Below are 21,975 nucleotides of genomic sequence, written 5' to 3' on the forward strand. Positions count from 1 at the left end.
GGATTGGTTCAGGTTAATTCGCTGCTGCATCAGGAACATCGCCGATTTCAATAATCCGTTCAACCCCGAATACTTCGCCATCAACCATTACTGCGGCATTACCGTTTTGTAACAGCACTTTATCCACTGTTCCCTCAATTTCGCCGTTATCGTTTCGCACCTTGACCAGATGGCCAATCAATGCAAGATAGGGCAGCAGGTCTCCGCTGGTCCTTGCGGAAATCATGGTCACCTGTTCCAGGGTATACCTGTTGCCGTCCGGCGCATCACCAAGGTAAAAGTAAGGCTGTTGATTGTCAAACACTACGCCGCCGACGGTGCCGGTTATCAACTCTTCTCCGTCGGTCACCGTTACTTTTTGACCGATCAGGTCAAAGTAGCGGGCCATTTCATGTTTTTCCGCCAATTGTTCCATGCTCCGGCTGACATTGCACATCTGTTCCATCGTTGCCATTTGCGAAAGCTGGGTAATAAAAGTTGAGCTGTCTTGAGGGTTCATCGGGTCTTGATTCTTCAACTGCTCCACGAGTATTTTAAGAAACGCGTCCGGATCACCCAGGCCTTTTGGCTGATTTGTTGAATTTTGAGTCAAGTAATAACCGCTGCTTGAATTAACCGCTTCGGGCATAACGCACCTCCCCGCTAGACAAAGTAATTCAGCCGGTTGACACCGGTTACGAAAGACATTTCCACGGACGGCCCGGCAATGTCGTTGCCGTTAATCTTAATACTTTCGGGTGATGGACCGCGTTGCTTGTTAAATTGCCGGCCCTGGCCAAATTCCTGTCCACGGTACTTGTCCCCCAATCCCACGGAAACCGAAACATTTTGCAGGTTGAGCTGCATACCGGCCAGGGTTTCCCGCAGCTGGAACAACGAACTTTCTATCAAGTGCCTGGCATGTTCGGTGGCGGCTTGAAAATGCGTGGAAATGTTTCCTTCCCGGTAGGTAATCTTAATGATTACATCACCCAGGTTTTCGGGCTGTAAGCGCAACCTGACGTGTGACTGGCCCTGGCCGTCTTGGTTGACTTGCTCTACGATGGCTCTGGCCAGTTGAACGGTAAAATTGTTTTCCCCGGCTCGCACAGTTGGTATCACTTCCTGGCCTGCCGTTTTTGCTATTCCGGGCGCGGAATCGGGCACATTCATGGCAAGTTGAACGGCATCAGCTTGCTTTGCGGCATTGTTCTTTGCTGTTTCAGTCACGAGTGTTTGGCTTTCCGGAGCAATGTTTGCATTGTTTGGATTCCGTACTGGAATGGTTAAGATGCTTGCTTTACCGGGTGTATGATCTCCCGCTGTTGTACCTGAATCATTGCTTCCAACGGTATTTAACGGCCCGTTGTTTAATATCCCCGCTGATTGATTGCCGGTTTTATCCCGGTCACCGGAAGCCCCGGGTACTGATTCCATGCGCAGTGATACTCCCAATGGAAAGTTTGTAGCTGTTTTAGCCTGATCACCGGAAACCCCAGGCACTGATTCCCATATCTTTTGCCAAGTCCCTTCGTCCATCATTGGCATAATAGCATGCATAGCTTCTTGCGATTGAACATTGGCAACTTGATTCGGCTGAATTCCCGGAATCGAATTCTGAAGCATGCTTGGCCATTGTCTGGACCCGGCTAAAACAAAATTTTTGTTCCCGGACATGTTTGCCGCATTTTCCATTATGGCAATCAATTGCGGCAGTTGTTGAACTGCCATCTGTCCAACCACGCCTTGACCTGGCTTTTGATCTGCACATGGCTCTTGATCTGCACCTGGAAGCCCTGGCATGTAATTGTTACCGGCATTGCCAAATTCATTTGTTTCATTAATTAAAAGATTAATGATATCAGAGAAGCTTGCACCTTGATTGTCCGGTGAAGACCGCGTGCTTGTACCGGTTTCCGGTTTTGTGCCAGCACCAACTGCAGATAAATTTTCAAGTGACGTAATTTTACCCCCCTTTCTTTGGGATTTCCTTCGTAGTTAACAATAAGAGAGAGTTATATGTGCGTTTACCACCTCCCCATTCCTAAACTTATAAAAATGCAAATACAGGTTTTATTTGCAAAAGTTTTTGCGTCTTATATTTGCCCCCGGGCACACCGCAAGGCAGCTAGTTCGTCCAGTTCTTTTTGTTCCAACCTGGATACGGCCAGTTTATACGTACTGAACTGCTTTTCTTTTAATTTTTCTATGACGGTACGTTCCTGCATGGCCTGAACCAGGTTGTTACGGCAACGTTCCAATTTTTTATTGGAGCGATTAACTTCCAATTCCCTTTGTTTAACTTCGCAAGCCATAAATTCGCAATAGGCCAGTTTATTGAACCAATCAACGAGGCCTGCATGACAATCACTTTGCGCCACTCGCGCCAAGTTTTCCCTGGCCTCGGTTAGACGGCGCAATTTCCGGTTGTATTCTTCCAGCGCCCGGGCCTGTTCCAGCGCGGCCTGCTCTTCGCGAGCCTCCCGCTGCTTTAATACCGGTTCCAGGCGAAATTCAAATTTGCGCACAATATCACTTCCACATGCTTGTTAGTTGTTGAATCGATTTATCCAAAGGTACTTTTTCACGGGCGTCCTGGCGCAAAAAAGCGAGTATGCCGTCATGGAACTTGATGGCTTCATCTATGGCCGGATTGGAACCCGGCACATAAGCGCCTACGTTGATCAGATCTTCCGACTGCTTATACGTGGCCAGCAATTGCCTTAGCCTGGAGGCGGCCCGTATCTGGCGGTCATCAACAAGCTCCGGCATCAACCTGCTCACGCTGTTTAACACGTCGATGGCGGGGTAGTGGCCGCGCGCGGCAAGTTCCCGGGAGAGCACGATGTGGCCGTCCAGAATACCCCGCACCGCGTCGGCCACAGGTTCGTTCATGTCGTCCGCCTCCACCAGCACGGTGTAAAAGGCGGTGATGGTGCCCCTGGATGAAGTGCCGGAACGCTCCAGCAGCCTGGGCAGCAAGCTGAACACCGAAGGGGTATAGCCCCTGGTGGCCGGAGGCTCCCCGACGGCCAGACCGATTTCGCGCTGGGCCATGGCAAAACGGGTGACGGAATCCATAAACAGCATCACGTCTTTACCCTGTTCCCGGAAATACTCGGCGATGGCGCTGGCCACAAGGGCACCCTTTAGCCTGACCAGCGCCGGTTGATCGGAGGTGGCGGCCACCACCACCGAGCGGGACAAGCCGTCCGGCCCCAGGTCATTTTCGATAAAATCAAGCACTTCGCGGCCGCGTTCGCCGATCAAGGCGATCACGTTGAGGTCGGCGCTGCAAAACCGGGCCACCATGCCCAGCAATGTGCTCTTCCCCACACCGCTTCCGGCAAAGATGCCGATGCGCTGCCCCTTGCCGCAGGTCAGGAGGGCATCAATGGACCGCACACCGGTGGCTAAAACTTCCTTGATGCGCTTCCTTTTCATGGGATTCGGGGGGCTGTTGTTCACCGGCCATGTTTGATGAACGTCCAGGTATTTACCGTCCATGGGCCGGCCCAGGCCGTCCAAGACCCGGCCCAAAAGCGCCTCACCCACCTTAACTGTCAGGGACTCGCCCCGTGGCGCTACCAGGCAACCAGGGTAAATTCCCCCCAGTTCCCCCAGGGGCATCAAAACGGAGCAGTCTTCCTGGAAACCCACCACCTCGGCCTTGACGGGTTCTTTTTCCCCGGGCACAAAAATATCGCAAACTTCTCCAATGCCGGCGGTAACTCCCCGGACTTCCACGGTTAAGCCCACCACCCTTGTTACCTTGCCCGTGGAGGATAAAAGTTTTACCCGGCGGACTTTTTCCCTCCAGCTTTTTATTTCAGCATCCAGGTCATGCATTTTTGATCATGTCGACTCCCCTTTGATGGCCGAGATTAAGTTTTCCCACTTTGCCGTAATTCTGGCATCAACCTTGCCGAAATCCGTTTCCACCACGCAGCCTCCCCGTTCAATTTGCTCGTCGGTCAATATTTGCAACTCGGCTCTGGGAGGAAGGTGGTTGAGCAGCCGTTCCCGGTGGTTTTCACAAATTTGCAAATCCTCCGGGTTTACCCAAAGAACTACACTTTTGCGGTTGGTGACCAACTGCAATGCTTCCCCGGCAACGTTTAACACAATGTCGGGGTGGAGTTCCAGTTCCCGGGCCAGAATTTTTTCCGCAATTTCCAGGGCCAGCTCCAAAATTTCGTCTTTCAGCCCGGTCAGCTTTTCCCGGCGAACCTGCTCGGCCTGCGCCAGCACTTTTCCGGCGCCGGCCATGATCTTTTCAGTCTCAATCCGGGCCGCTTCCAGCGCCTCCCGGTACCCCCGGTCGTAACCTTCCCTGGCTGCTGCGGATTTGATCTTTTCAGCTTCCGCAATGGCTTCTTGCCGGGCCTGTTCTATGATTGAAGCCGCCTGTTCCCGCGCCGCGTCAACTATCGCCCCGGCTTCACGCCTGGCTTTCTCTATCAGTTGATCCGGATTTGCATCCCATTCCTGCTTTGCCTGAATTTGCTCGCCCTCCTGACGGACAAATAAAAATTCATGCCTGATATTCAGGTCATACATACCCTGAAGGGAACCGGAACCATTTCCTCCGTGCCGGATAATTTTATGTAATAATGGCATCCTCGCCACCCCGCGCGATTACAATTTCGCCGGCTTCGTCCAGCCGCCGGATGATTTGCACGATCTTCTGCTGCGATTCCTCCACATCTCTGAGACGTATCGGTCCCATGTACTTGATTTCATCCCGCAGCATGTCGGAAGCGCGCTTGGACATGTTTTTAAATATACGCTCCTGCACTTCCTCGTTGGTGCCGCGCATCGCCCTGGCCAGATCCTTGGGATCCACTTCCCTGAGCACGCGCTGAATGGATGAATCTGGCAATTTTACAATGTCTTCGAAAACGAACAACAGCTTGCGGATTTCCTCCGTCAGCGCGGGGTCGGTAATTTCCAGTTCCTCCAGGATAGTCTTTTCCGTGCTGCGGTCCACCCGGTTCAACACGTCCACCAACGCCTTGACGCCGCCCGTGCTCTGTTCGCTGTGCTCCAGCACGGAGAGCTTGCGTTCCAGGATGATTTCCACTTCCCGGATCATCTCGGGTGAAACCCTGTCGGTCAAGGCGATGCGGCGGGCTATGTCACTTTGCTGCTCCGGGCTTAACGCGGACAAAATCAAAGCCGCCTGGTCGGGATGAAGATAATTTAAAATTAAAGCTATTACCTGGGGATGCTCGCCCCGGATAAAATTGACCAGGTGCTTGGGGTCGGTTTTGCGTAATGCGCTAAAGGGCCTGTTTTTAATGGTATGCTGCACTTTTTCCAGTATCTGTGCGGCCTTGTGGTCCCCCAGCGCCTTTTGTAACATTTCCCTGGCGTAATCCAGGCCGCCCACCATCAAGTATTCCCGCGCCTGCAGCATTTGCGCGAATTCTTGCAGCACTTCCTCCTGGATTTCCCGCGGCACGGTTTCCATTAATGAAATTTGCTGGGTAATTTTTTCAATATCATCCTGGTGAAAATTATTTTTTAAAATTTGGGCAGATAAATCCGCCCCCAGCGAAATTAGCAATATGGCGGTTTTTTGCAACCCGTTCAATTTAGAAACGACACCAGGCATTTTGAGTTACTCCCTCAGCCACGCTTTTAATACTTCCACTATTTCGGACGGTTTCTCCCTGGCGATATCCTTGATCTTGGAACGGTATCCCGGTTTTGGTTCCTCGATCGCTATTTCCCGTTCTTCCGGTTGTTCTGCCGCCAAACTCTGTTTTGCCGCTTCCTCGGCCTCCAGGCGCAGCAACTCTTCCCGGCGCCTGCGCGCCCGCCTCCTCAGCACCATAATTAAGACAGCCAAGATAAGCAGCGCTCCCGCCGCAACACCGGCGGCAATCAAATAATTTCTGCTGGCCCAGGGTGCCGCTCCCTGGCTACCGGACGGTTCATCAAACCCCGGTATGGCGGGGCTGTTGAACTGCATGCTGGATACGGTAATCTGGTCACCCCGGGCGGCATCATAACCCACCGCGGCGGCGACCACCTGCTGAATTGAGTCCAACTGGGCCTGGGGATATTCACCGTCCACCACCACTGATATCGACAAGCGTTTTATGTTGCCGGGAGATTTGATGATTGTTTGCTGCGTAGTATCCACTTCATAGTTGGTGGTGCGCTGCTCCCGGTTATAATTGGAACTTGTATTGCCATCCGCAAGGGGCATGGTATCGCCCGGCATCTCCGTATCCGTACCCGGAACGCCGCCCGGGGCGACACCAGCGCCGCTTTCGGTGGTTGTCTGGTCGCTCAGAACCGCGCCCGGACCATGTTCCGTGCGCACTGTTTCCTGCTTGTCAAAGTCCAATTCGGCAGTCACCATGGACACCGCCCGGCCCGGTCCCAGGATGCGGTTTAACATTTGTTGGATGCGGCTCTCCATTTCCTTTTCATAATTCTTTTGGATCTCATACCTTTCCATAGCCGTGGTGGAAAGGGGCTCATTACTTTTTAATGCCAGAGAATCATTGAGCACGTTGCCTTCCGTGTCTATGATATGGATATTTTCCGGCTTCAACCCTTCCACACTGCCCATAACCAGGCTTTGAATCCCCATTACCTGGTTTGGCTCCAGCTTGGCATAATTTTTCAACTTGAGCACGATTGATGCCGATGGTGCAACCTGTTCGTCCAGAAATACACTTTCCCGCGGCAAAACCAGGTGCACGCGGGCCTGCTCCACCTCGTCCAACTGTACGATGGTCCGCCTCAGTTCCTCCTGCAGCGCCCGCTGGTAGCCCACCTGTTGCTCAAACTCGGTAATGCCGAATTTTTTTTCGTCAAACAGCTCAAATCCCACGCCACTGTCTTGTAATACACCCGCACTGGCCATTTGGATGCGCAGCTTGTATACCTGGTCCTCCGGCACCTCAATATTTTTGCCATTATTGGTCAGGCGGTAAGGCACCTTTGAACTTTCCAGCTGTTCAATAATCTTCGCGGCATCGCGCGGCTCCAGCTCGGTAAATAACGGAGCGTAAGAGGGGCGCAGCACAAGTTGTCCCAACAAGGCAATGGTGACAAGAACACCGGTGCAGCCCAGAATGAATATGATTTTCTGATTTTGTTTCAAAGATTGCCACCACTGGCGCAAACTGGCCAGCCTTCCGCTGTTCATCCGACCACGCTTTCTGTATCGTTAAGTGTTTAGACCTGCATTCTGGATAATTCCTGGTAAGCCTCAACCAGTTTATTTCTAACTTCCACGGCCAATTGCATGGTAAGCCTTGCTTCCTCCATGGCAATGATCACCGTATGCACATCCTCAACTTCACCGGTTAAAAATTTTTTTACCGTTTCTTCGGCTTTAATCTGACTTTTATTTAAGTTTTGCAGCGCCGTGTCGAATATATCTTTAAAAGAGATATTTTCTTCGGGGGAACCCACCAGTGCCCCGGTAGTGTTATTGTCCTTTACGGGCCCAATATTTTGTGAGAGGGGTAAAGCTACAGGCGTTATTTCCACCGGTTATCACCCCCTGCCCATCTCCAGGGCGGAAAGGGCCATGCCCTTGGCCGCCTCCAGGACGGTGACGTTGGCCTCGTAGGCCCTGGTGGCCGCTATGAGGTTAACCATTTCGTTTAAAATATTAATATTGGGGTAAGCCACGTAACCCGTAGCTGGATCGGCGTCGGGGTGGCCGGGGTCGTAAACTAGGCGGGGTTCGCCTTCATCCCTGGCCAGGCGGGTAACCCGGACTCCAAGGCCGGGTGAGGCACTTCTTTCTGCGCCCATTTGTTGCCGCAATATTTCTCCAAAAACAGGAACCTGGCGGCGGTATGGCTGCTTCGCCGGGTCGCCCGGCGTACCGGTGCTGTTGATGTTGGCCACGTTATTGGCGATTAAATCCGCCCAAAAACGGTTGGCCGTCATACCCGAGGCGCTGATGCCGAAACTTTCGAACAGGGCCATTACTACTTACCTCCTCTAATGACGTAACTGAGCGTATTTGCCCGGTCGCCGTTTATCATTGTGACAAGCCTGTACAATATTGTATTGGCGGCCAAGTTGACCATTTCCTCATCTATATCGACATTGTTTTTGCCGGCCCGCATGGAGGTGTCCCGGACCTGAACCACCGTTGGAACAAGCCCGCCCGTCCCGCGCCCGGGCGATCCGATATGTCTGTCACTGGATGTCCGCAGGCTGAAACCGCCGCTCCCCAGGGCTTCTTTCAGTTGCTGCTGAAAATTAACCTCCGATTTTTTAAAGCCCGGGGTATTGACATTGGCGATATTATTGGCAATAACCCGCTGGCGCAGCGTGCAAGCATCCATCTGCCGGGCTAAAATTGTGGACAGGGGATCGCCCAATAATTGCATAAATAACCCTCCCCATGCAAATTGCGCCAAAATATAGGAATATCTTTCAACATTAAATTTAAATTTCCTGCAATAGACTGCCTTTTGTAGAAATTTAAGAAAAAATTAATATTTATTTGCGTAATAAAAAAAGGAAAGTCGCAAGCAGACTTTCCATAGGATAACCAGCCCTCACTTGCAACCTGGCGATCATAACGCTTCTGCGCCTTAGACCCATGGCTTTGCGCCCCCGCCTTTCAACGGGTTTGCCCTCGGTGGATAGTGTTAATTGTTATAATTCGCCTTAAATTAAACTACATTGACAAATTATACAATATTTTTATCACATGTCAATAGGACCTTAAAAACACAAAAAATCCCGCCCGGTTCGGCGAGATCCTGATTATAATTTATCTTATTTAAATCAGTTTATCCACAATAATTCCAAGCATTTCTTTAAAATAAGCCACCATGTCCAGAATTTTTTCAGGCGGGATTTCCCTGATTACAGTACCGTCCGGCTGCTTCATCACCTTAACCATGTATTCACCGCTTTTTTCATGCAACTCAAAGTGCAATTCGGTATGATAAGTTTTCATGGTGTTGTTTAATTGTTCAACCGCCTGGTTGATGCTCTCCAATGCCTCCTGCGGATCTTTCCACTTTTCCTCCTTCTCCTCAACCGCGGTTGTTCTTATGCCGCCCTGCCGACCTTCCCCCGGTGCCGGTGTTTTGAAATCGCGCAAATTAATAACCGGGTTGGAATCAACGCTATTTAACTTCATGGCAAATCACCTCCCACCGGGTCTATCTTTTTTTATCTACAAAATAGCCTTCCACCTGCCGGGCTTTTTTCCGGTACATGTTCCTCGCTTGTTTGGCCGTGCGCAGCGCGTCCAGGTTGCGGACAAGGTCATGATAATCCCGTTCCAGATCGGCTTTAGTTTTTTGATCTATCTCCCGCACCCGCACCAGGCATTGGCGCAACTCACCTATCAGCTCCCGGATTTCCCCGGTGATGTCGCCCGGCACGGCATCATCGGAAAGCGTAAATAAGTTGCCGGGGTTGATTTTTTCGGTATGCGACAACTTCCGATCCAGGCCGTTAACCTTTTCAATAATTCGCTGCCTCCGCTCAATGACTTCTTGAAATTTGTCCATTTCCCGGCTCTTTAGAGCAGACTGCAGCAATTCCGCAAGACATGCGAATTCCTGCATCAGCTCAAGTTTTTGCCGCAGGATATCCCGTACCTCTACCAATTGCTCCCGGGTATCGTTCAACGCGGTCAACCTTCCGCTACCTGCCCCCGGGCTTTTTGCATGGCCTCTTTCCAAGTGTCACGCAGTTCCTCTGCCAACTCCAGCACGCCCGAAAGTATGGAAACGTCCTTTTTAATGTTCGCTTGCGCCAGCTGCCGGAGAATAAAGTCGTAAAGGCTGTTCAGACCTGCGGAGAGCTCGATTTCATGGTTAAGAGTGTTCGCCAGGTGCATATATATCTCCTGGGCCCGCACCAGCGCCTCGTGCGCCTTTTCTATATTCTTATCTTCGATATGTTTGATGCCCTGGCGGATGAACCTCACCCCGCCGTTATACAACATGAGCGTCAGTTCTTCCGGCGTGGCGGTTGTCACCGAATTCTGCCGGTATTTCTGGTAGGGATTGGGCAAGGCCATGTTTAATACCTCCTCACTTGCTATTGCTGGCTGTACATGCCAAACTGCTGCATTAACCACATGCTCTGGGAGTTCATCTGCTGGATGGCCTTTTCCATGGCGGTGAACTGCCGGTAATAGCGGTCCTCCAATTGTTTTAGCCGGTCCTCCCAGGTATCTATCCTCTCGTCGATTTCCTTGATTTCCTTGCCGATGAAGCTGTTATCCACCAGCTTAACATCGCTGGCATTGCCGGCTTTATCAATTAAGCGCTCCATTCCGTAATTTACGTCTTCGTAAAGACGCATGGCAATGCCCATTTCGCTGTATTCTTTCGTGTCCGGATTTTTGGTAAACAAATCCAGTATGCCCTGCGGGTCCTTTTCTATGGCTTCCCTCAACTTATTCTCGTCGATAACCAATTTTCCGGACATATAATCAGCCGTAGTGGTAATACCAATGGCGGAAAGGCGATCGCTGTAGACGGTTTTACCGTCCTTGACATAACCGCCGGAAACACCGGGAACAACGGCGGACATGGTCATTCGAAATCTGCTGTAGATATCGGATAAAATGGGATCGCGCCGCAACAAACCGCTGCGCGCCTTTTCAGTCCATTTATTTATCTGGTCATCCGTCAGTTCTTCCCTTTGTTCATCCGTAAGGGGTAAATAATCGCGGTAACGCTCCTCATATAATTTGTTGCTGATGGTTTCAATTACAGAGTTGTACTTGTCGATAAAATCCTTAATTGAATTGAAAACCGCGTCCGTGTTGTTATCCACAGACACGGTAATGAACGATGATGTTTCACTTTTCAGGTTGAAGGTAACGTTGTTAAATGATATATTGTTGGTTGCTCGAGTTATGGTAATTCCGTTGATTGTAGCGGACGCATCAGTCCCGCCCTGTTCGTTGGCTTCATTGATTTGCAGCACTTCAGCCAGGAAACCGGTTGTGCCTACACCGATTTCCACCCCGCCGGTATTGTTATCACCCGTAATATTCCGTGATATGGATACCTTGTCGGCCCCCGCATCGTAAAACACCGTTACTTCCAGTTTATCATCAGCGTTAATTAAATTAATCACATCATTCAGGCTTTGGGTGTTGGCATCAATGGTAAACTCGGCGATATGGGCTTGGTGTTCCTGGTTGTATGTAGTGAGGCTGAATTTAAAAGTTTTGGTGTTATATGAATAATCGGCGGTAATAACACTCCCCGCTGTTATGGTATTACTAAAAGTCATTTGGCCGGTTGCCATGTCGAGCAACACTTTGTTTGGATCACTGCTGTCATTATAAGCCGTCTGGTCAGTAAATACCGAATATGTATCGGGGGCTGCCGTTCCATCACCGTCCGGGTAAACCGATATTTGAGAAGGAACAGTGGTAATTGCATCATGAGCTAATTTGAATACTGTTCCTTCAGCGGTTACATTAATCTGCTCGCCTACGACATCCTTTAATATCCAGTCAAAACCGGTATTGGCAAACTTATCCTTTTGGGACCAAAGGGTTTTTGTGCTGTCTATTTTATCCCCCGGGTCTTTAGAAAGTGTACCCTGACTGGAATTATAAGCGGAAGTTGCAAGGGCATTTACTTTAACATTATAAACGGAGTTGCCGGCGTTGGAATTTGCTGTGGCAGTTACCGCGTTTTCATCTGAAGAAGTAACACGTTTAGCCATGTACGTGCTTTGCAGCTTCATGTTAAACACGGCGTCCCGGAAAGTCCTTAACGCGGTATTTATGGCACGGTAATCTTCCTGCTGCCACTCAAGTATCTGCCTGCTTTGCTCCAGTTTGGTCAGCGGTATTCTGTGCGCCCGCATTAAATCCTTAATTATTGAGTCGGTATCTATGCCGGAAGCCAATCCGCCAATGCGCAGGTTGGAAATCACGGGAAGCCACCACCTTGATATTCTTAATGCTTTACAGTTAATTATCGGCAAAACGATAATAAACTTTACTGCAATAAAATAAAACCGCCTCACAATACATGTACCACCTGGTAGCTGATAGCATCTATTGTCCAAATTGACTATAATGCCCCAAAAATGGTACGATGAGAATAGCAATTTATGCTGCGGCACAAGCATCTGCAATCATCTTGCCGCCAGGTTCACCTTTCTGGAAGAAACTTTGCGAGAATATTTAGACTACCAACCTTTAATGCGGGCATACCTGAAGATAACAATAAGGCATATTTCAAGAAGGAAAAAATTTCATGAAAAGTAAACCGGTTAATCGAGAATATCTTGAAAATTTACGCCGGGCCTGGCAGAAGCGGGCAAAGCAAAAAAAAGAGGACATGGAAAAGCTGCGCCAACACGCTTTCCTTAAAGCAATTGCCGCCGCCGATCACTTAAAGAAAAAATATAAGGTTAGTGCTGTATATCTTTACGGTTCGTTGGTCTGGGGAAGGCATTTTTCCGAGAGATCAAACATCGATCTTTTTGTAGAAGGCTTTCCTGCAGAAATGAATTATTGGAAGATGTTAGTGAAGAGATTGAAAACTTTAAAGGCCTCTATTGTTTTTAGAAATGTATATGGATTTAATCTATCCTCTCCCGGCGGGAGTCACACCCGCTATATAAGGCGACCTTGCTTGGCCACACTGCCTGACACCCGGCTTTTCTATTTAAAAATATCCTTCAGTTGTATTTCTAAACCGGGTAAAAGCGGAGAAACCAAGGTATCCTCCATGCTATAAGACTGAAATAGATTCCAACTCTTTTCGCCGGGGGTAAAAATTTCAATAATTTTGGCATCTGGATCAACTATCCAGTATTCCTTTACCCCGTGAGTATAATAAAGTCTGCTTTTTTCGACCCTGTCACGGCTTACCGTTGACGGTGACAATATTTCAATTACTAAATCTGGTGCTCCTTGAATATTTTTTTCGGTAATAACGTTTAATCTGTCTTTAGAAATAAATATAATGTCCGGTTGAGGTTTATCTTTTTCAGTCAATAAAACATCAATTGGTGCGCCGTACAGTTCACCAAGATTGTTATCATCAATAAATGTTCCGATGATTTGAAGCAATTTTCGAGCTACTTTTTGGTGAATAAGTCGTGGCGCCGGAACCAAAATAAGTTTCCCCCCGATCAACTCATATTGGTTATCGTCATTTAGTTTTAAATAATCATCATAGGTATACAACCTGTTATAAACTTCAGCTTGCATGTAATAAGACAAACCCCCTTACCGCGTATTCCAACGAATCCACCCACTCATTCGGGATGAAAACAGCCGCTGGCCGGATGTGGATCAAACGATGGTATCTTTTATATAACACAATGGCCGTTTTGATTCAAGTGGCTAGCAATGCGGGTTTAATTCAACCAGGGGGTACTCTTTAAATCAAGTAAGCTTTCCAAATTGACAAATGGCATCTTGAGCCAATCGCAATTTTCCCCTCAATCCTGGCACCAGCCAGCATGGAAATCTCATCCCGCGCCGCCTTCTCCCGCAGTTCGTACAGTCGGCGCTCAATGCGGTTTTTATAAAACATCTCCTCTTGGTCATGGCTTTGCGGATGCCGGGATTGTTCATGGCTATAACCTCCATTTCTTCTCCCTGCGGGTTATAAAGGTACATTAGCCATTCTTCCAATGGGTTTAGCGGTCGCCTCTTCAGCCGTTTTGCCTTCTCCAGTTCTAAAAAAGTAAAAAAACAATCCTCTCAAGTTTACTGTAGCCGCCACCCTCAATCATGGAAAGAGAGCGGTTTTTTCTTGCCCCAAATGGCATTATACCTCTCCCGGCCGGAGTTGCACCCGCTATATAAGGCGACCTTGCTCGGCCGTACTGCCTTGCACCCGGTTTTCGTGACTGGTCCCATCTTGGTTCGCCAGTTGCTACTTTGCGGCGCCGTCAACGTCGTCAATGACGGCCCCCGCCTCTTCCAGCGAGCCGGCAGTGTAAATTTCGTTGATGATTCTGTCCAGTACCTCCAACCTATCGATCCGCTTGACCCGCCCCTGCAGGCCCCGCGAGGCCTCCCCGAACCTGACGTCAAGGAACTTGCAGACAGCATTCTGGGCCATCGCGACTTTGCCCTTCGTCTCGCCCTCGGCCATAGCGCCGGCTATCATGGACAACTCATCCCGCATGGCCTTCTCCCTCAGCTCATAGAGCCTGCGTTCCTTCTTGCTCTGCCAGAATGCTTTCTCGATTGTCAGCGCTTTCCTAATCCCCGGGTTCTCCATGGCTATCGCCTCCATCTCCTCTCCTTCGAGGTTGTTCAGGTACATCATCCACGCCTCCAGCGCGTCCTTCGGCCTGCGCCTCACGCGCTTCAATTTCTCCAGTTCCAGGAAGTGGATCTCCAGATCATCGCACAGCGGCTCCCCTGTCTCGTCGTCCCGGACGTGGAAGGCGCGGTGGTGCCGCCCGTCGCCCCGGAACCAGTCGAAGCCCAGGATGTTTATGGTCACGGTCTTGCGCAGGTCGCCGAACTTCTGGCCGCTGGTCAGCTGGCCGTGGTAGAGCCCGGCCCAGTAGTACATGGTCCGCTTGTCGATGTTGTACTGGTTGGCAACCTGGACCTCGATGTTGATGAGCGTGCCGCCTCCCGTCCGGGCCAGGACGTCCAGCCTGGCGCCACGGTCCGGCAGGTGCTTGGGGTCTATTCCCTGTCCAGCAGGTCCACGTGGACCAGTTCCCTGCCGGGAGGAGGCTTCAGTACGGCATTGAGGAACCCCAGCAGCGCATCCTTGCCTTCCTCCGACCCGAAGATCCTCTTGAAGGCGTAGTCGTTGATCCGATTGATCCCCCTGATCTCTGCCAAGTACCCACCCCTCTCCCGCTTCTTCTCACCAGTCTTATTATACCAGATTCTGTGTGGACCAAAGTCCCTGCTTCCCGAACGCTTATGGATGATTTTATGGGATTAAGCCGATTCATAATAATCAGCTGATTCATGAGTGTCTTTCATCTATGTTCAAGAAACATCGCTTATACAAATTACCTTTAATCCTGGGCATCCTGGCACTATTACCTACCTTGGAACCATTTTAACAGAAAAATAAATTCACATTGAAAACCGTCCCCAATATGAATTCTTTGCGCCAAATAAGTTAATAAGTTAAGTGCCTGGCACCAGGCTTTTCCTTTGGTTAGTAGGATTGCTGCACCTGCCATAGGAACCGTCCCCCTGGTTTTCCCCCCTGGTTTTCCCCCCTGGTTTTCCCCCTGGTTTTGGTTTCAGTTTCCCCCGGACAGTTGACTGCTATAACCAGAAAATGGTACGATAAAGAAAAAACAGCGGGTGTGTTTTAGTGAATAACTTAATTAAATTTAAAGAGATTTGCAAACAAAACGGCATTATTTTAGCTTACCTATTTGGTTCTCAAGCACATAATGGTTATAAGGTCATAAATGGTGAAAGGGTGGTGCAGAAAGACCCATACGCGGATTTGGATTTAGGTATTATATTGGATGATGAAAACAGGTTAACCGGCTCTATGTATAAGCTGCACTCTACCTTATATAACCAATTGGATGAATTATTTCTACCGCTACGTCTGGATTTGGTTTTTTTACAAGAAACCCACTCTGTATTTCAGTTTGAAGCTATAAAGGGGATTTGTATTTACGCGGCCAGCGAGAGCATAAAAGAAGAATACGAACACAAAATACTGGCCAGGGCCGCTGACTTTCGCTGGGTGCTGGAACAGTATTATAGGGAAAGATTGGAGGAACTGGGATAGCCCATGATAAATAAGATGCTAGTTTCGCAAAGATTAGAATTAATAGGCGATTGGCTGAAAAATTTAAAAAAACTATCCAAACTTTCTTATGAAGAATTTACTTCAAATAATCTTAATTCAGCAGCCGCGGAAAGCTACCTGCGAAGGTCATTAGAAGCAATATTCGATATTGGAAGGCATATCCTGGCCAAAACCGGTAATCTTGACATGGCCGGGGAATATAAATCTATTGCAAAAGGGTTAGCTAGCAATAATTTTGTCAGTGATACTTTAGGCGAAAAACTAGTTCAAATGGCCGGTTATCGGAATAGAATGGTCCACTTTTATAGTATGGTTACGGAAAAAGAACTATATGATATACTGCAGGATAACCTTGGTGACATTGAACAGTTCACCATGGAAATAAAGCAGTCTGTTTTAAAATGGTTGTAAATTTTGGCATCCATTTGTGCCATCAGCACACACATTTCTCAGATTCCCTTAACTACGGAAGTTGCTTCTTCCAAACTGCCTGCCTTGTAAATGCGGTTGATAATCTGATTTAAAATCTCCAGGTTATCCATTTGTCGCACCGCCTGTTGCAAATCACGCGCGTCATGGCCAAAACGAACCTCTAAAAATTGACAAATGGCATCTTGAGCCATCGCAATTTTCCCCTCAGTTCTCCCTTCTGCTCTTCCTTCTGCTCTCCCTTCCGCTCTCCCCTCAGCCCTGGCACCAGCCAGCATGGAAATCTCATCCCGCGCCGCCTTCTCCCGCAGTTCGTACAGTCGGCGCTCAATGCGGTTTTTATAAAACATCTCCTCTATGGTCATGGCTTTGCGGATGCCGGGATTGTTCATGGCTATAACCTCCATTTCTTCTCCCTGCAGGTTATTAAGGTACATTAACCATTCTTCCAGTGGGTTTAGCGGTCGCCTCTTCAGCCGCCTTGCTTTCTCCAGCTCCAAAAAATGAATTTCCAGATCGTCGGTTAGTTTTTTGCCGCTACTGTCTTCGCAAATATGGAAAGTGTGCTGGTAGCGCTCGTCTTCTTTAAACCAGTCAAAGCCCAGAATGTTGATGGTGATGGTTTTGTGCAGCCGGCTGAAGTCCTGCCCGCTTTGCAGTTGACCATGGTAGAGTCCGGCCCAGTAAAAAAGCGTGCGCTTGTCAATATTGTACTGGTTGGCTATTTGTATTTCGATGTTGATGATGGTACCGTCCTGCGTGCGGGCCAATATGTCCAGGCGGGCTGCTCTGTCCAAAAGGTATTGGGGGTCGAGTTCCCGGTCCAGCAGCTCTACTTCGGCAAGCAATTTTTCGGGTGGAGGATTTAACACGGCGTTGAGCAGCCCCAGCAGGGCTTCTTTGCCTTCTTCCGAGCCGAATATGCGCTTGAAAGCGTAGTCGTTGGTGCGGTTAATGGGTGGTTTGGCTGCCAAAAGCTCACCTCCCGCGGGCAGGTGTTTTATTTTTATTATACCAGAGGTTGTTCAGTAATAGTAACTGAAGAAATATTTTTTCCTCGGATGTAAATGATTCTGTAGATAAAACAATACGGCTACCGTTATTTTTTAAGTTTCCGTCATCCTGAAACCAGATGGCCAGACCATCTGCTTCAAGGTTTGCCGCAACCCATTCCATTGGTATCACTTTACGTCCCTGATACCAAAGAGGATATAGTTTATCTAACACAGCTGAAGTTCTGGACTGGTAAAAAACCCTGCCGTAATTCTTTTGCGTCCGGTTGTCGTAATAGAATTCATTTCTTCTTTCACCAGTAACAATACCTTGTTAGCTTCATCAATACTTCTAGCCCGATCTAGACATTTTTGAGTAAAATATCCAAATAATGCTGCTAGGAAAGCACCGATTACCGTGCCAATAAAACTTTGATAATTTAATATTAAGTCTTTCATCATTATTTCCTCTCCAAAATTAACAACACCAGATAGTTATTTACGGGAATACTGTATGTAAATTTTCAAAGCTCAGGCAACAAGAGGCCTCGAAATAATCGAGACCTCGCAATAGTAAAAGTAAACTACCGTAGGAGCTGGAGGACACCCTGGGGCTGTTGGTTGGCCTGTGCTCTGTCGGCCCGCCGGCTTTCGCCGGCGCCTAGACTATATCTTCATCCCGCTGCTTATCGACGGGAGACGGGCGCTTTGGGTGCCTCCAGGTGCCCTACGTGGTTTTCCCAAGTGCCTGGCACTGGACTTTAACACTTGAAACACGCCATATTGCCTGGTAAAATAAGTTAAACCGTGGTTTTGTTTGGAGGATTATGAATTGGAAGATACTCTGCAAAGGAAAGTTGATGTGTTAACAGAGGCTGCCATTTCACCTTACATCAGACCCTATATACTAAATGACATGAAGGTGATAATGTGAGAAATAATGCTCCGCAGTGTCCATGGCCTTCTTTAAGACGGCAATACCCGCATCCTGCTTAAGCTGGACATGGTTCTTTATTATTGACAGCGCCGTTATGTCCATCCGTGTCACCCCAAGTTTCCGGTAGTTATTATGTGCTGAATTTGATAGCACGGGGCGTTACTGGCAGTTCGTCCGGAACACCTCATCCAGCACGGTGATTTCCTGCTGCAGTATGTGCAGCCCTGCATTGATCTCCTAGGCCACGTCCCGGTTTATGTGGGTGTCCCTGACGTATATGGCCAAAGACTGCATTTCCAGCACTTGTACTCGATCTCTTCCAGGGCCGCCATCCTTTGTGCCACCCACTACAGTTTCTGTTGCAGGTAATCTTCGTTGTAAGCACTAAACCAGAAGAACCTTCCCCCTGGTTCCAAACGATCGCTTCTCGTCTTCAGTTCTCCAGCTCTCTCTTCAGTTCCAATACGGTCTCCCTGGACAGCCCGGTTATCTTGCAGATCACGTCTACGTCCAATCCTTCACTCAACGCTGTCCTTGCAACCTCAACCTTACCCTCTGCCTCAGCCTCTGCCCTCTCTTCCTTGACCCACTCCTGGAATATGGGTGATTCCATGACCATTTCCCTCCTTATCATAGATAGCACCAGGTCCGGCGGGAACTTGCCGCCGGCCAGTATCGCCATCACCGCCAACAGGTCCAGTTGCAGCGCTTCGTCCTCTATTCCCTGCACTGCGGCCATGCTTTCCCTCAGTGCCTGCTCCGGGGTCTCGTCGTCGTCCTCGCCCCTCATCAGCGGCAGCAGGGGGTACAGTCCCACCAGTCGTCTTGCTATGACCGGCTGCCTGCGCTCGTCCCACACCCGTATCACTGTGTAGGAGTACTCCAGCAGCCCTCCGTCCCACCTATCCCGCAGCCTGTGCAGGCCGTTGTCGTCATCCTGGAAGAAGAACACGACCACCTGCCTTATCGGCGGCGTCCCCCTTCCGTCCGTCAGGGTGGCTTCCCATATGTCGCTCCTGTAGCGGAGCATCCTGGCCGGGAGCGCGTTGTCGCGGTACCCCATCGGCTCGAAGTTGAGCAGGTACGGCCCGCCGGGGTCGGTTATCTCCAGCACGCTGTCCAGCCTCGATTCTTTCTTCGGGGTGTAGTTCGTCTTGAATTTCGTCACCCACTCTTCCCTGCAGCCCGGCTGCACGTACCTGGCCCAGTCCGCCGGCCTGAGTTCGATGAGTTTCTTTATCGGTATGTCTATCTTGGGCATTCTGTTTTCCGCTCACCCTTCCTGTTTATATTTTACCATATGGCCACCTGTTTTCTGAATGCCGGGTTATTTTTCCTGCCTCCCCACCTTCTATTTTTATTTCCCGGCCAGACGCGAAGAGGCCAGCCCGGTCGTCTACCCGGGCTGGCCTCAGCTCGCTGCCTAATTTGAATTAGGCAGTCAGTTTCATTCAGGGATTGGTGACGTCTCATCTTGATTTTCCTGAATATTCTGTTCCTTTAGGTTCTGGTCCAGTTTTTTGCAGTGAATCGCTTGGATTTTTGCAGTGAGCAGCCGATGTTTTTTTCTGCGGAGTTGGCAGCCCGGTTTTTTTCTCCTGGGCTTTCAGGACAATAATTTGCGACCTAAAAGGTCTTTCCCAGGCCCTGCCTCCCTAATTTTCTTTCAATGTTCTAGCCCCATTTCAAAGTTTATTTTTTGATTCACATTTGGAACGTCACTAATGTTCTTACAAACCGGTATCCCATTTTATCGGGTACATCTCTAAAAGTGCTTCGAGGTACTTTGCGCGCTTCGAGTTGCCTGTGGCATTCGATATAATACCAACTAAGTTAATAAGTTAGGTGCCTGGCACCCGGCTTTTCCTTTGGTTTGTAGGATTGCTACATCTGCCATAGGAACCGTCCCCCTGGCTCCCCCTGCCCCTGGCTCCTCCCCCCTGGTTGCCAGTGGTTGCCAGGATTGACCACAGTTACACTTGAATGATACTATTAATAGTAAAATTTTCTATTTTCCTTGTATCAATATCTATTTCAAATGAAAAAGGAGCCTCATAAATTGGATTGCAATCACCAGCAAAACGATATTTATCACCAGCTATATCATAATTGGAATTATACTCTCGCACTTCTACCTCACATTGAACTACTATTTTGCCAGTTATTATTATAATTCCATTATCATCATCGCAACAAATATCCTTCACTTCTTTGGTTTCAATTTTTATTGGGTGAACAAAACCTGTTTCACTACAATTTTCAATTATATCACTTGGCTCTTTTTTTTTAAAAAATTGCTGAAAAAATGTTTGTACATCATCTCTAAATAATTTATCGAAAATATCAACCTCTTTCACCATAACACCTCCCGAGGAATTCAGCCCTTTAAAAACAGAGTTTCACTGTGGCTTTGGTGCTACTCTTGCGCAAGGAATGAAAAAGGGAACCTAAGAAATCACGTTTCCCAGCCTAATTCAATTTAGAAAACCGTATTCAAATGTAGCTCAGGAAGCCAGCCTTGGGGGCTGGCTTCCTGCAAATTTTGTATTCACTTTTAACGCAGGAGCTGGAGGACTGCCTGGGGCAGCTGGTTGGCCTGGGCCAGCATGGCCGTGGCGGCCTGCTGCAGGATGTTCATCTTGGTGAACTCCATCATTTCCTTGGCCATGTCCACGTCGCGGATGCGGGATTCGGCTGCGGTCAGGTTTTCCGCAGAGGTTCCCAGGTTGTTGATGGTGTGCTCCAGGCGGTTCTGGTAGGCGCCCAGCTTGGAGCGCTCGGCAGACACAGTCTCAATAGCTTTGTTAATCGTAGTAACTGCGCTGTTTGCCGCTTGCTGGTTCGAGACATCGACTCCCTTCACTTCAAACGTGGTATCGGCGGTAACAGCTGCACCTAAAGTAAAGAGCGTCTTTCCGGCTGCATCTATAAAGGTTTTATCATCCAAGGATGTGGCGATGACTTGGCCGCTTGAATCCTTAAGCTCGCCACTTGTTACATTGTAAGTGTATATTCCTGCTTCCAGGCCACTGTTGGTCACTGCGGCGGTCCCGGTGGCTGTGGTTGTACCACTATCGGTAGCGATTGTCACAGTACCGCTGATTACTGCATCATTGAATGTAAAAGTATCGTCACCAGGGGTCACGGCGGTATAAGTCTTACCATCAGTACTAGTGGCAACCGCCTGGCCGCTGCTGTTGATCAGCTCATACTTACCCGTGCTGTCATTCTTTTTCACCGTGTAGGTACCATCAGCAATATCTTGGGTTGTATTAGTACTCAAATTCACAGTAGCGGTTACGGTATAGTTTACACTACCCACTACGCCCAGGGCAAATCCTCTCATATCATTAACCTGCAATGAGAGGTTCTGGTTTTCATTGGCTCCAATCTGGAATGTTCCCGTGAAAGTGCCATTCAAGAGTTTTTGGGTGTTGAATTCGGTAGTGTTGCCAATCCGGGCAAGTTCTTGTGCCAGCTGATCTACCTCTTTTTGGATTTCTGCCCGGTCAGTGGCGGTATTCGTGTCGCTGGCTGATTGGACGGCCAGTTCCCGCATGCGCTGCAGGATGGAGTGGGTTTCGTTCAGTGCACCTTCAGCAGTTTGGATGAGGGAAATACCGTCTTGAGCATTCTTAGAGGCCATGGCGAGGCCTCGAATCTGCCCTCGCATCTTCTCGCTGATGGCCAGGCCGGCGGCGTCGTCGCCGGCGCGGTTGATACGCAGGCCGGAAGACAGTTTCTCAAGCGACTTTTGTGAACTAATATTGTTGGCACTCAACTGACGATAGGTGTTCAACGCCGCGATGTTGTGGTTGATAATCACTTCTTCATTCCTCCTTGAAAATAAATTTGCTTCCTTGCGTTTGTATGTCCCGGGTGGCCACCCGAC

Annotated in this window: 27 protein-coding genes and 1 riboswitch; of the genes, 3 read left to right on the plus strand and 24 right to left on the minus strand. The window is 49.1% G+C overall.

Going from position 1 to position 21,975, the window contains the following annotated elements:
- Nucleotides 1-13: 13 nt before the first annotated feature.
- The 14 genes from IT084_RS03075 to fliD form a co-directional block, all read right to left on the minus strand.
- On the minus strand, nucleotides 14-628 hold the full coding sequence (locus tag IT084_RS03075; RefSeq protein WP_195711034.1) for a flagellar hook capping FlgD N-terminal domain-containing protein: 615 nt from the start codon (nucleotides 626-628) through the stop codon (nucleotides 14-16).
- Nucleotides 629-642: 14 nt separating this feature from the next.
- Nucleotides 643-1,416, minus strand: a complete 774-nt coding sequence (locus tag IT084_RS03080; RefSeq protein WP_195711035.1) for a flagellar hook-length control protein FliK — start codon at nucleotides 1,414-1,416, stop codon at nucleotides 643-645.
- Nucleotides 1,417-2,075: 659 nt separating this feature from the next.
- Nucleotides 2,076-2,507 carry a flagellar export protein FliJ gene (fliJ, locus tag IT084_RS03085; RefSeq protein ID WP_195711036.1) on the minus strand — a complete coding sequence of 144 codons (432 nt, stop codon included), beginning with the start codon at nucleotides 2,505-2,507 and terminating at the stop codon, nucleotides 2,076-2,078.
- 4 nt (nucleotides 2,508-2,511) lie between these two features.
- Nucleotides 2,512-3,828 (minus strand): flagellar protein export ATPase FliI, encoded by a 1,317-nt coding sequence (gene fliI, locus IT084_RS03090; protein WP_195711037.1) that lies wholly within the window; start codon nucleotides 3,826-3,828, stop codon nucleotides 2,512-2,514.
- 6 nt (nucleotides 3,829-3,834) lie between these two features.
- Nucleotides 3,835-4,599, minus strand: a complete 765-nt coding sequence (locus tag IT084_RS03095) for a FliH/SctL family protein (RefSeq protein ID WP_195711038.1) — start codon at nucleotides 4,597-4,599, stop codon at nucleotides 3,835-3,837.
- Complete coding sequence (fliG, locus tag IT084_RS03100; protein ID WP_195711039.1) at nucleotides 4,583-5,596, minus strand: flagellar motor switch protein FliG; 1,014 nt, start codon at nucleotides 5,594-5,596, stop codon at nucleotides 4,583-4,585. The genes IT084_RS03095 and fliG overlap by 17 nt, the downstream gene beginning before the upstream one ends.
- A 6-nt stretch (nucleotides 5,597-5,602) precedes the next feature.
- Complete coding sequence (gene fliF, locus IT084_RS03105; protein WP_195711041.1) at nucleotides 5,603-7,147, minus strand: flagellar basal-body MS-ring/collar protein FliF; 1,545 nt, start codon at nucleotides 7,145-7,147, stop codon at nucleotides 5,603-5,605.
- Between the two features lie 29 nt (nucleotides 7,148-7,176).
- Nucleotides 7,177-7,494, minus strand: coding sequence for a flagellar hook-basal body complex protein FliE (gene fliE, locus IT084_RS03110; protein ID WP_313885409.1), 318 nt, complete (start codon nucleotides 7,492-7,494; stop codon nucleotides 7,177-7,179).
- Between the two features lie 6 nt (nucleotides 7,495-7,500).
- Entirely contained in the window at nucleotides 7,501-7,941 is a 441-nt protein-coding gene (gene flgC, locus IT084_RS03115) for a flagellar basal body rod protein FlgC (RefSeq protein WP_195711043.1), read from the minus strand.
- Nucleotides 7,942-7,943: 2 nt separating this feature from the next.
- On the minus strand, nucleotides 7,944-8,351 hold the full coding sequence (gene flgB / locus IT084_RS03120; protein ID WP_195711045.1) for a flagellar basal body rod protein FlgB: 408 nt from the start codon (nucleotides 8,349-8,351) through the stop codon (nucleotides 7,944-7,946).
- Between the two features lie 173 nt (nucleotides 8,352-8,524).
- A riboswitch (cyclic di-GMP riboswitch) is annotated at nucleotides 8,525-8,611 on the minus strand.
- Nucleotides 8,612-8,749: 138 nt separating this feature from the next.
- A complete protein-coding gene (locus IT084_RS03125) occupies nucleotides 8,750-9,115 on the minus strand; it encodes a flagellar protein FlaG (RefSeq protein WP_195711047.1) in 366 nt (121 codons plus the stop codon).
- A 22-nt stretch (nucleotides 9,116-9,137) separates the two neighbouring features.
- Nucleotides 9,138-9,611, minus strand: coding sequence for a flagellar export chaperone FlgN (gene flgN / locus IT084_RS03130; RefSeq protein ID WP_195711049.1), 474 nt, complete (start codon nucleotides 9,609-9,611; stop codon nucleotides 9,138-9,140).
- A 5-nt stretch (nucleotides 9,612-9,616) separates the two neighbouring features.
- Nucleotides 9,617-10,006, minus strand: coding sequence for a flagellar export chaperone FliS (fliS, locus tag IT084_RS03135; RefSeq protein ID WP_195711051.1), 390 nt, complete (start codon nucleotides 10,004-10,006; stop codon nucleotides 9,617-9,619).
- A 20-nt stretch (nucleotides 10,007-10,026) separates the two neighbouring features.
- Entirely contained in the window at nucleotides 10,027-11,889 is a 1,863-nt protein-coding gene (gene fliD / locus IT084_RS03140) for a flagellar filament capping protein FliD (protein WP_195711053.1), read from the minus strand.
- 326 nt (nucleotides 11,890-12,215) lie between these two features.
- Here fliD and IT084_RS03145 point away from each other — a divergent pair, with 326 nt between their 5' ends.
- The gene (locus IT084_RS03145) at nucleotides 12,216-12,701 is read left to right on the plus strand and encodes a hypothetical protein (protein WP_195711055.1); all 486 of its coding nucleotides are present in this window, start codon (nucleotides 12,216-12,218) and stop codon (nucleotides 12,699-12,701) included.
- Here the strand turns inward: IT084_RS03145 and IT084_RS03150 are convergent.
- From IT084_RS03150 to IT084_RS18490, 3 genes are all read right to left on the minus strand, one after another.
- On the minus strand, nucleotides 12,626-13,177 hold the full coding sequence (locus tag IT084_RS03150; protein WP_195711057.1) for a Uma2 family endonuclease: 552 nt from the start codon (nucleotides 13,175-13,177) through the stop codon (nucleotides 12,626-12,628). The two genes, IT084_RS03145 and IT084_RS03150, sit on opposite strands and share 76 nt — an antisense overlap.
- Before the next feature lie 673 nt (nucleotides 13,178-13,850).
- Nucleotides 13,851-14,624 (minus strand): Rpn family recombination-promoting nuclease/putative transposase, encoded by a 774-nt coding sequence (locus IT084_RS03155; protein ID WP_313885416.1) that lies wholly within the window; start codon nucleotides 14,622-14,624, stop codon nucleotides 13,851-13,853.
- On the minus strand, nucleotides 14,621-14,782 hold the full coding sequence (locus IT084_RS18490) for a PD-(D/E)XK nuclease family transposase (RefSeq protein WP_279327806.1): 162 nt from the start codon (nucleotides 14,780-14,782) through the stop codon (nucleotides 14,621-14,623). Before IT084_RS18490 ends, IT084_RS03155 begins: the two co-directional genes overlap by 4 nt.
- 490 nt (nucleotides 14,783-15,272) lie before the next feature.
- Between IT084_RS18490 and IT084_RS03160 the strand changes: the two genes are divergently transcribed.
- Nucleotides 15,273-15,704 (plus strand): nucleotidyltransferase domain-containing protein, encoded by a 432-nt coding sequence (locus tag IT084_RS03160; RefSeq protein ID WP_195711058.1) that lies wholly within the window; start codon nucleotides 15,273-15,275, stop codon nucleotides 15,702-15,704.
- Nucleotides 15,705-15,707: 3 nt separating this feature from the next.
- Entirely contained in the window at nucleotides 15,708-16,136 is a 429-nt protein-coding gene (locus IT084_RS03165; RefSeq protein WP_195711059.1) for a type VII toxin-antitoxin system HepT family RNase toxin, read from the plus strand.
- Between the two features lie 38 nt (nucleotides 16,137-16,174).
- Here the strand turns inward: IT084_RS03165 and IT084_RS03170 are convergent, their stop codons facing one another.
- From IT084_RS03170 to IT084_RS03200, 7 genes are all read right to left on the minus strand, one after another.
- Complete coding sequence (locus IT084_RS03170) at nucleotides 16,175-17,128, minus strand: Rpn family recombination-promoting nuclease/putative transposase (protein WP_195711060.1); 954 nt, start codon at nucleotides 17,126-17,128, stop codon at nucleotides 16,175-16,177.
- A 4-nt stretch (nucleotides 17,129-17,132) separates the two neighbouring features.
- Nucleotides 17,133-17,381 carry a hypothetical protein gene (locus IT084_RS03175; protein ID WP_313885410.1) on the minus strand — a complete coding sequence of 83 codons (249 nt, stop codon included), beginning with the start codon at nucleotides 17,379-17,381 and terminating at the stop codon, nucleotides 17,133-17,135.
- Entirely contained in the window at nucleotides 17,375-17,608 is a 234-nt protein-coding gene (locus IT084_RS03180; RefSeq protein WP_195711061.1) for a hypothetical protein, read from the minus strand. The genes IT084_RS03175 and IT084_RS03180 overlap by 7 nt, the downstream gene beginning before the upstream one ends.
- Before the next feature lie 445 nt (nucleotides 17,609-18,053).
- Nucleotides 18,054-18,185, minus strand: coding sequence for a YjfB family protein (locus IT084_RS18960; RefSeq protein ID WP_195711062.1), 132 nt, complete (start codon nucleotides 18,183-18,185; stop codon nucleotides 18,054-18,056).
- Between the two features lie 331 nt (nucleotides 18,186-18,516).
- Nucleotides 18,517-19,344: an Rpn family recombination-promoting nuclease/putative transposase gene (locus IT084_RS03190; protein WP_195711063.1), complete on the minus strand. Its 828-nt coding sequence runs from the start codon at nucleotides 19,342-19,344 to the stop codon at nucleotides 18,517-18,519.
- A 712-nt stretch (nucleotides 19,345-20,056) separates the two neighbouring features.
- A complete protein-coding gene (locus IT084_RS03195) occupies nucleotides 20,057-20,440 on the minus strand; it encodes a hypothetical protein (RefSeq protein WP_195711064.1) in 384 nt (127 codons plus the stop codon).
- 197 nt (nucleotides 20,441-20,637) lie between these two features.
- Nucleotides 20,638-21,909: a flagellin gene (locus IT084_RS03200; RefSeq protein ID WP_195711066.1), complete on the minus strand. Its 1,272-nt coding sequence runs from the start codon at nucleotides 21,907-21,909 to the stop codon at nucleotides 20,638-20,640.
- Between the last annotated feature and the right edge of the window lie 66 nt (nucleotides 21,910-21,975).

Source organism: Desulfallas sp. Bu1-1 (assembly GCF_015594625.1).
Taxonomy (GTDB): domain Bacteria; phylum Bacillota; class Desulfotomaculia; order Desulfotomaculales; family Desulfallaceae; genus JADNRQ01.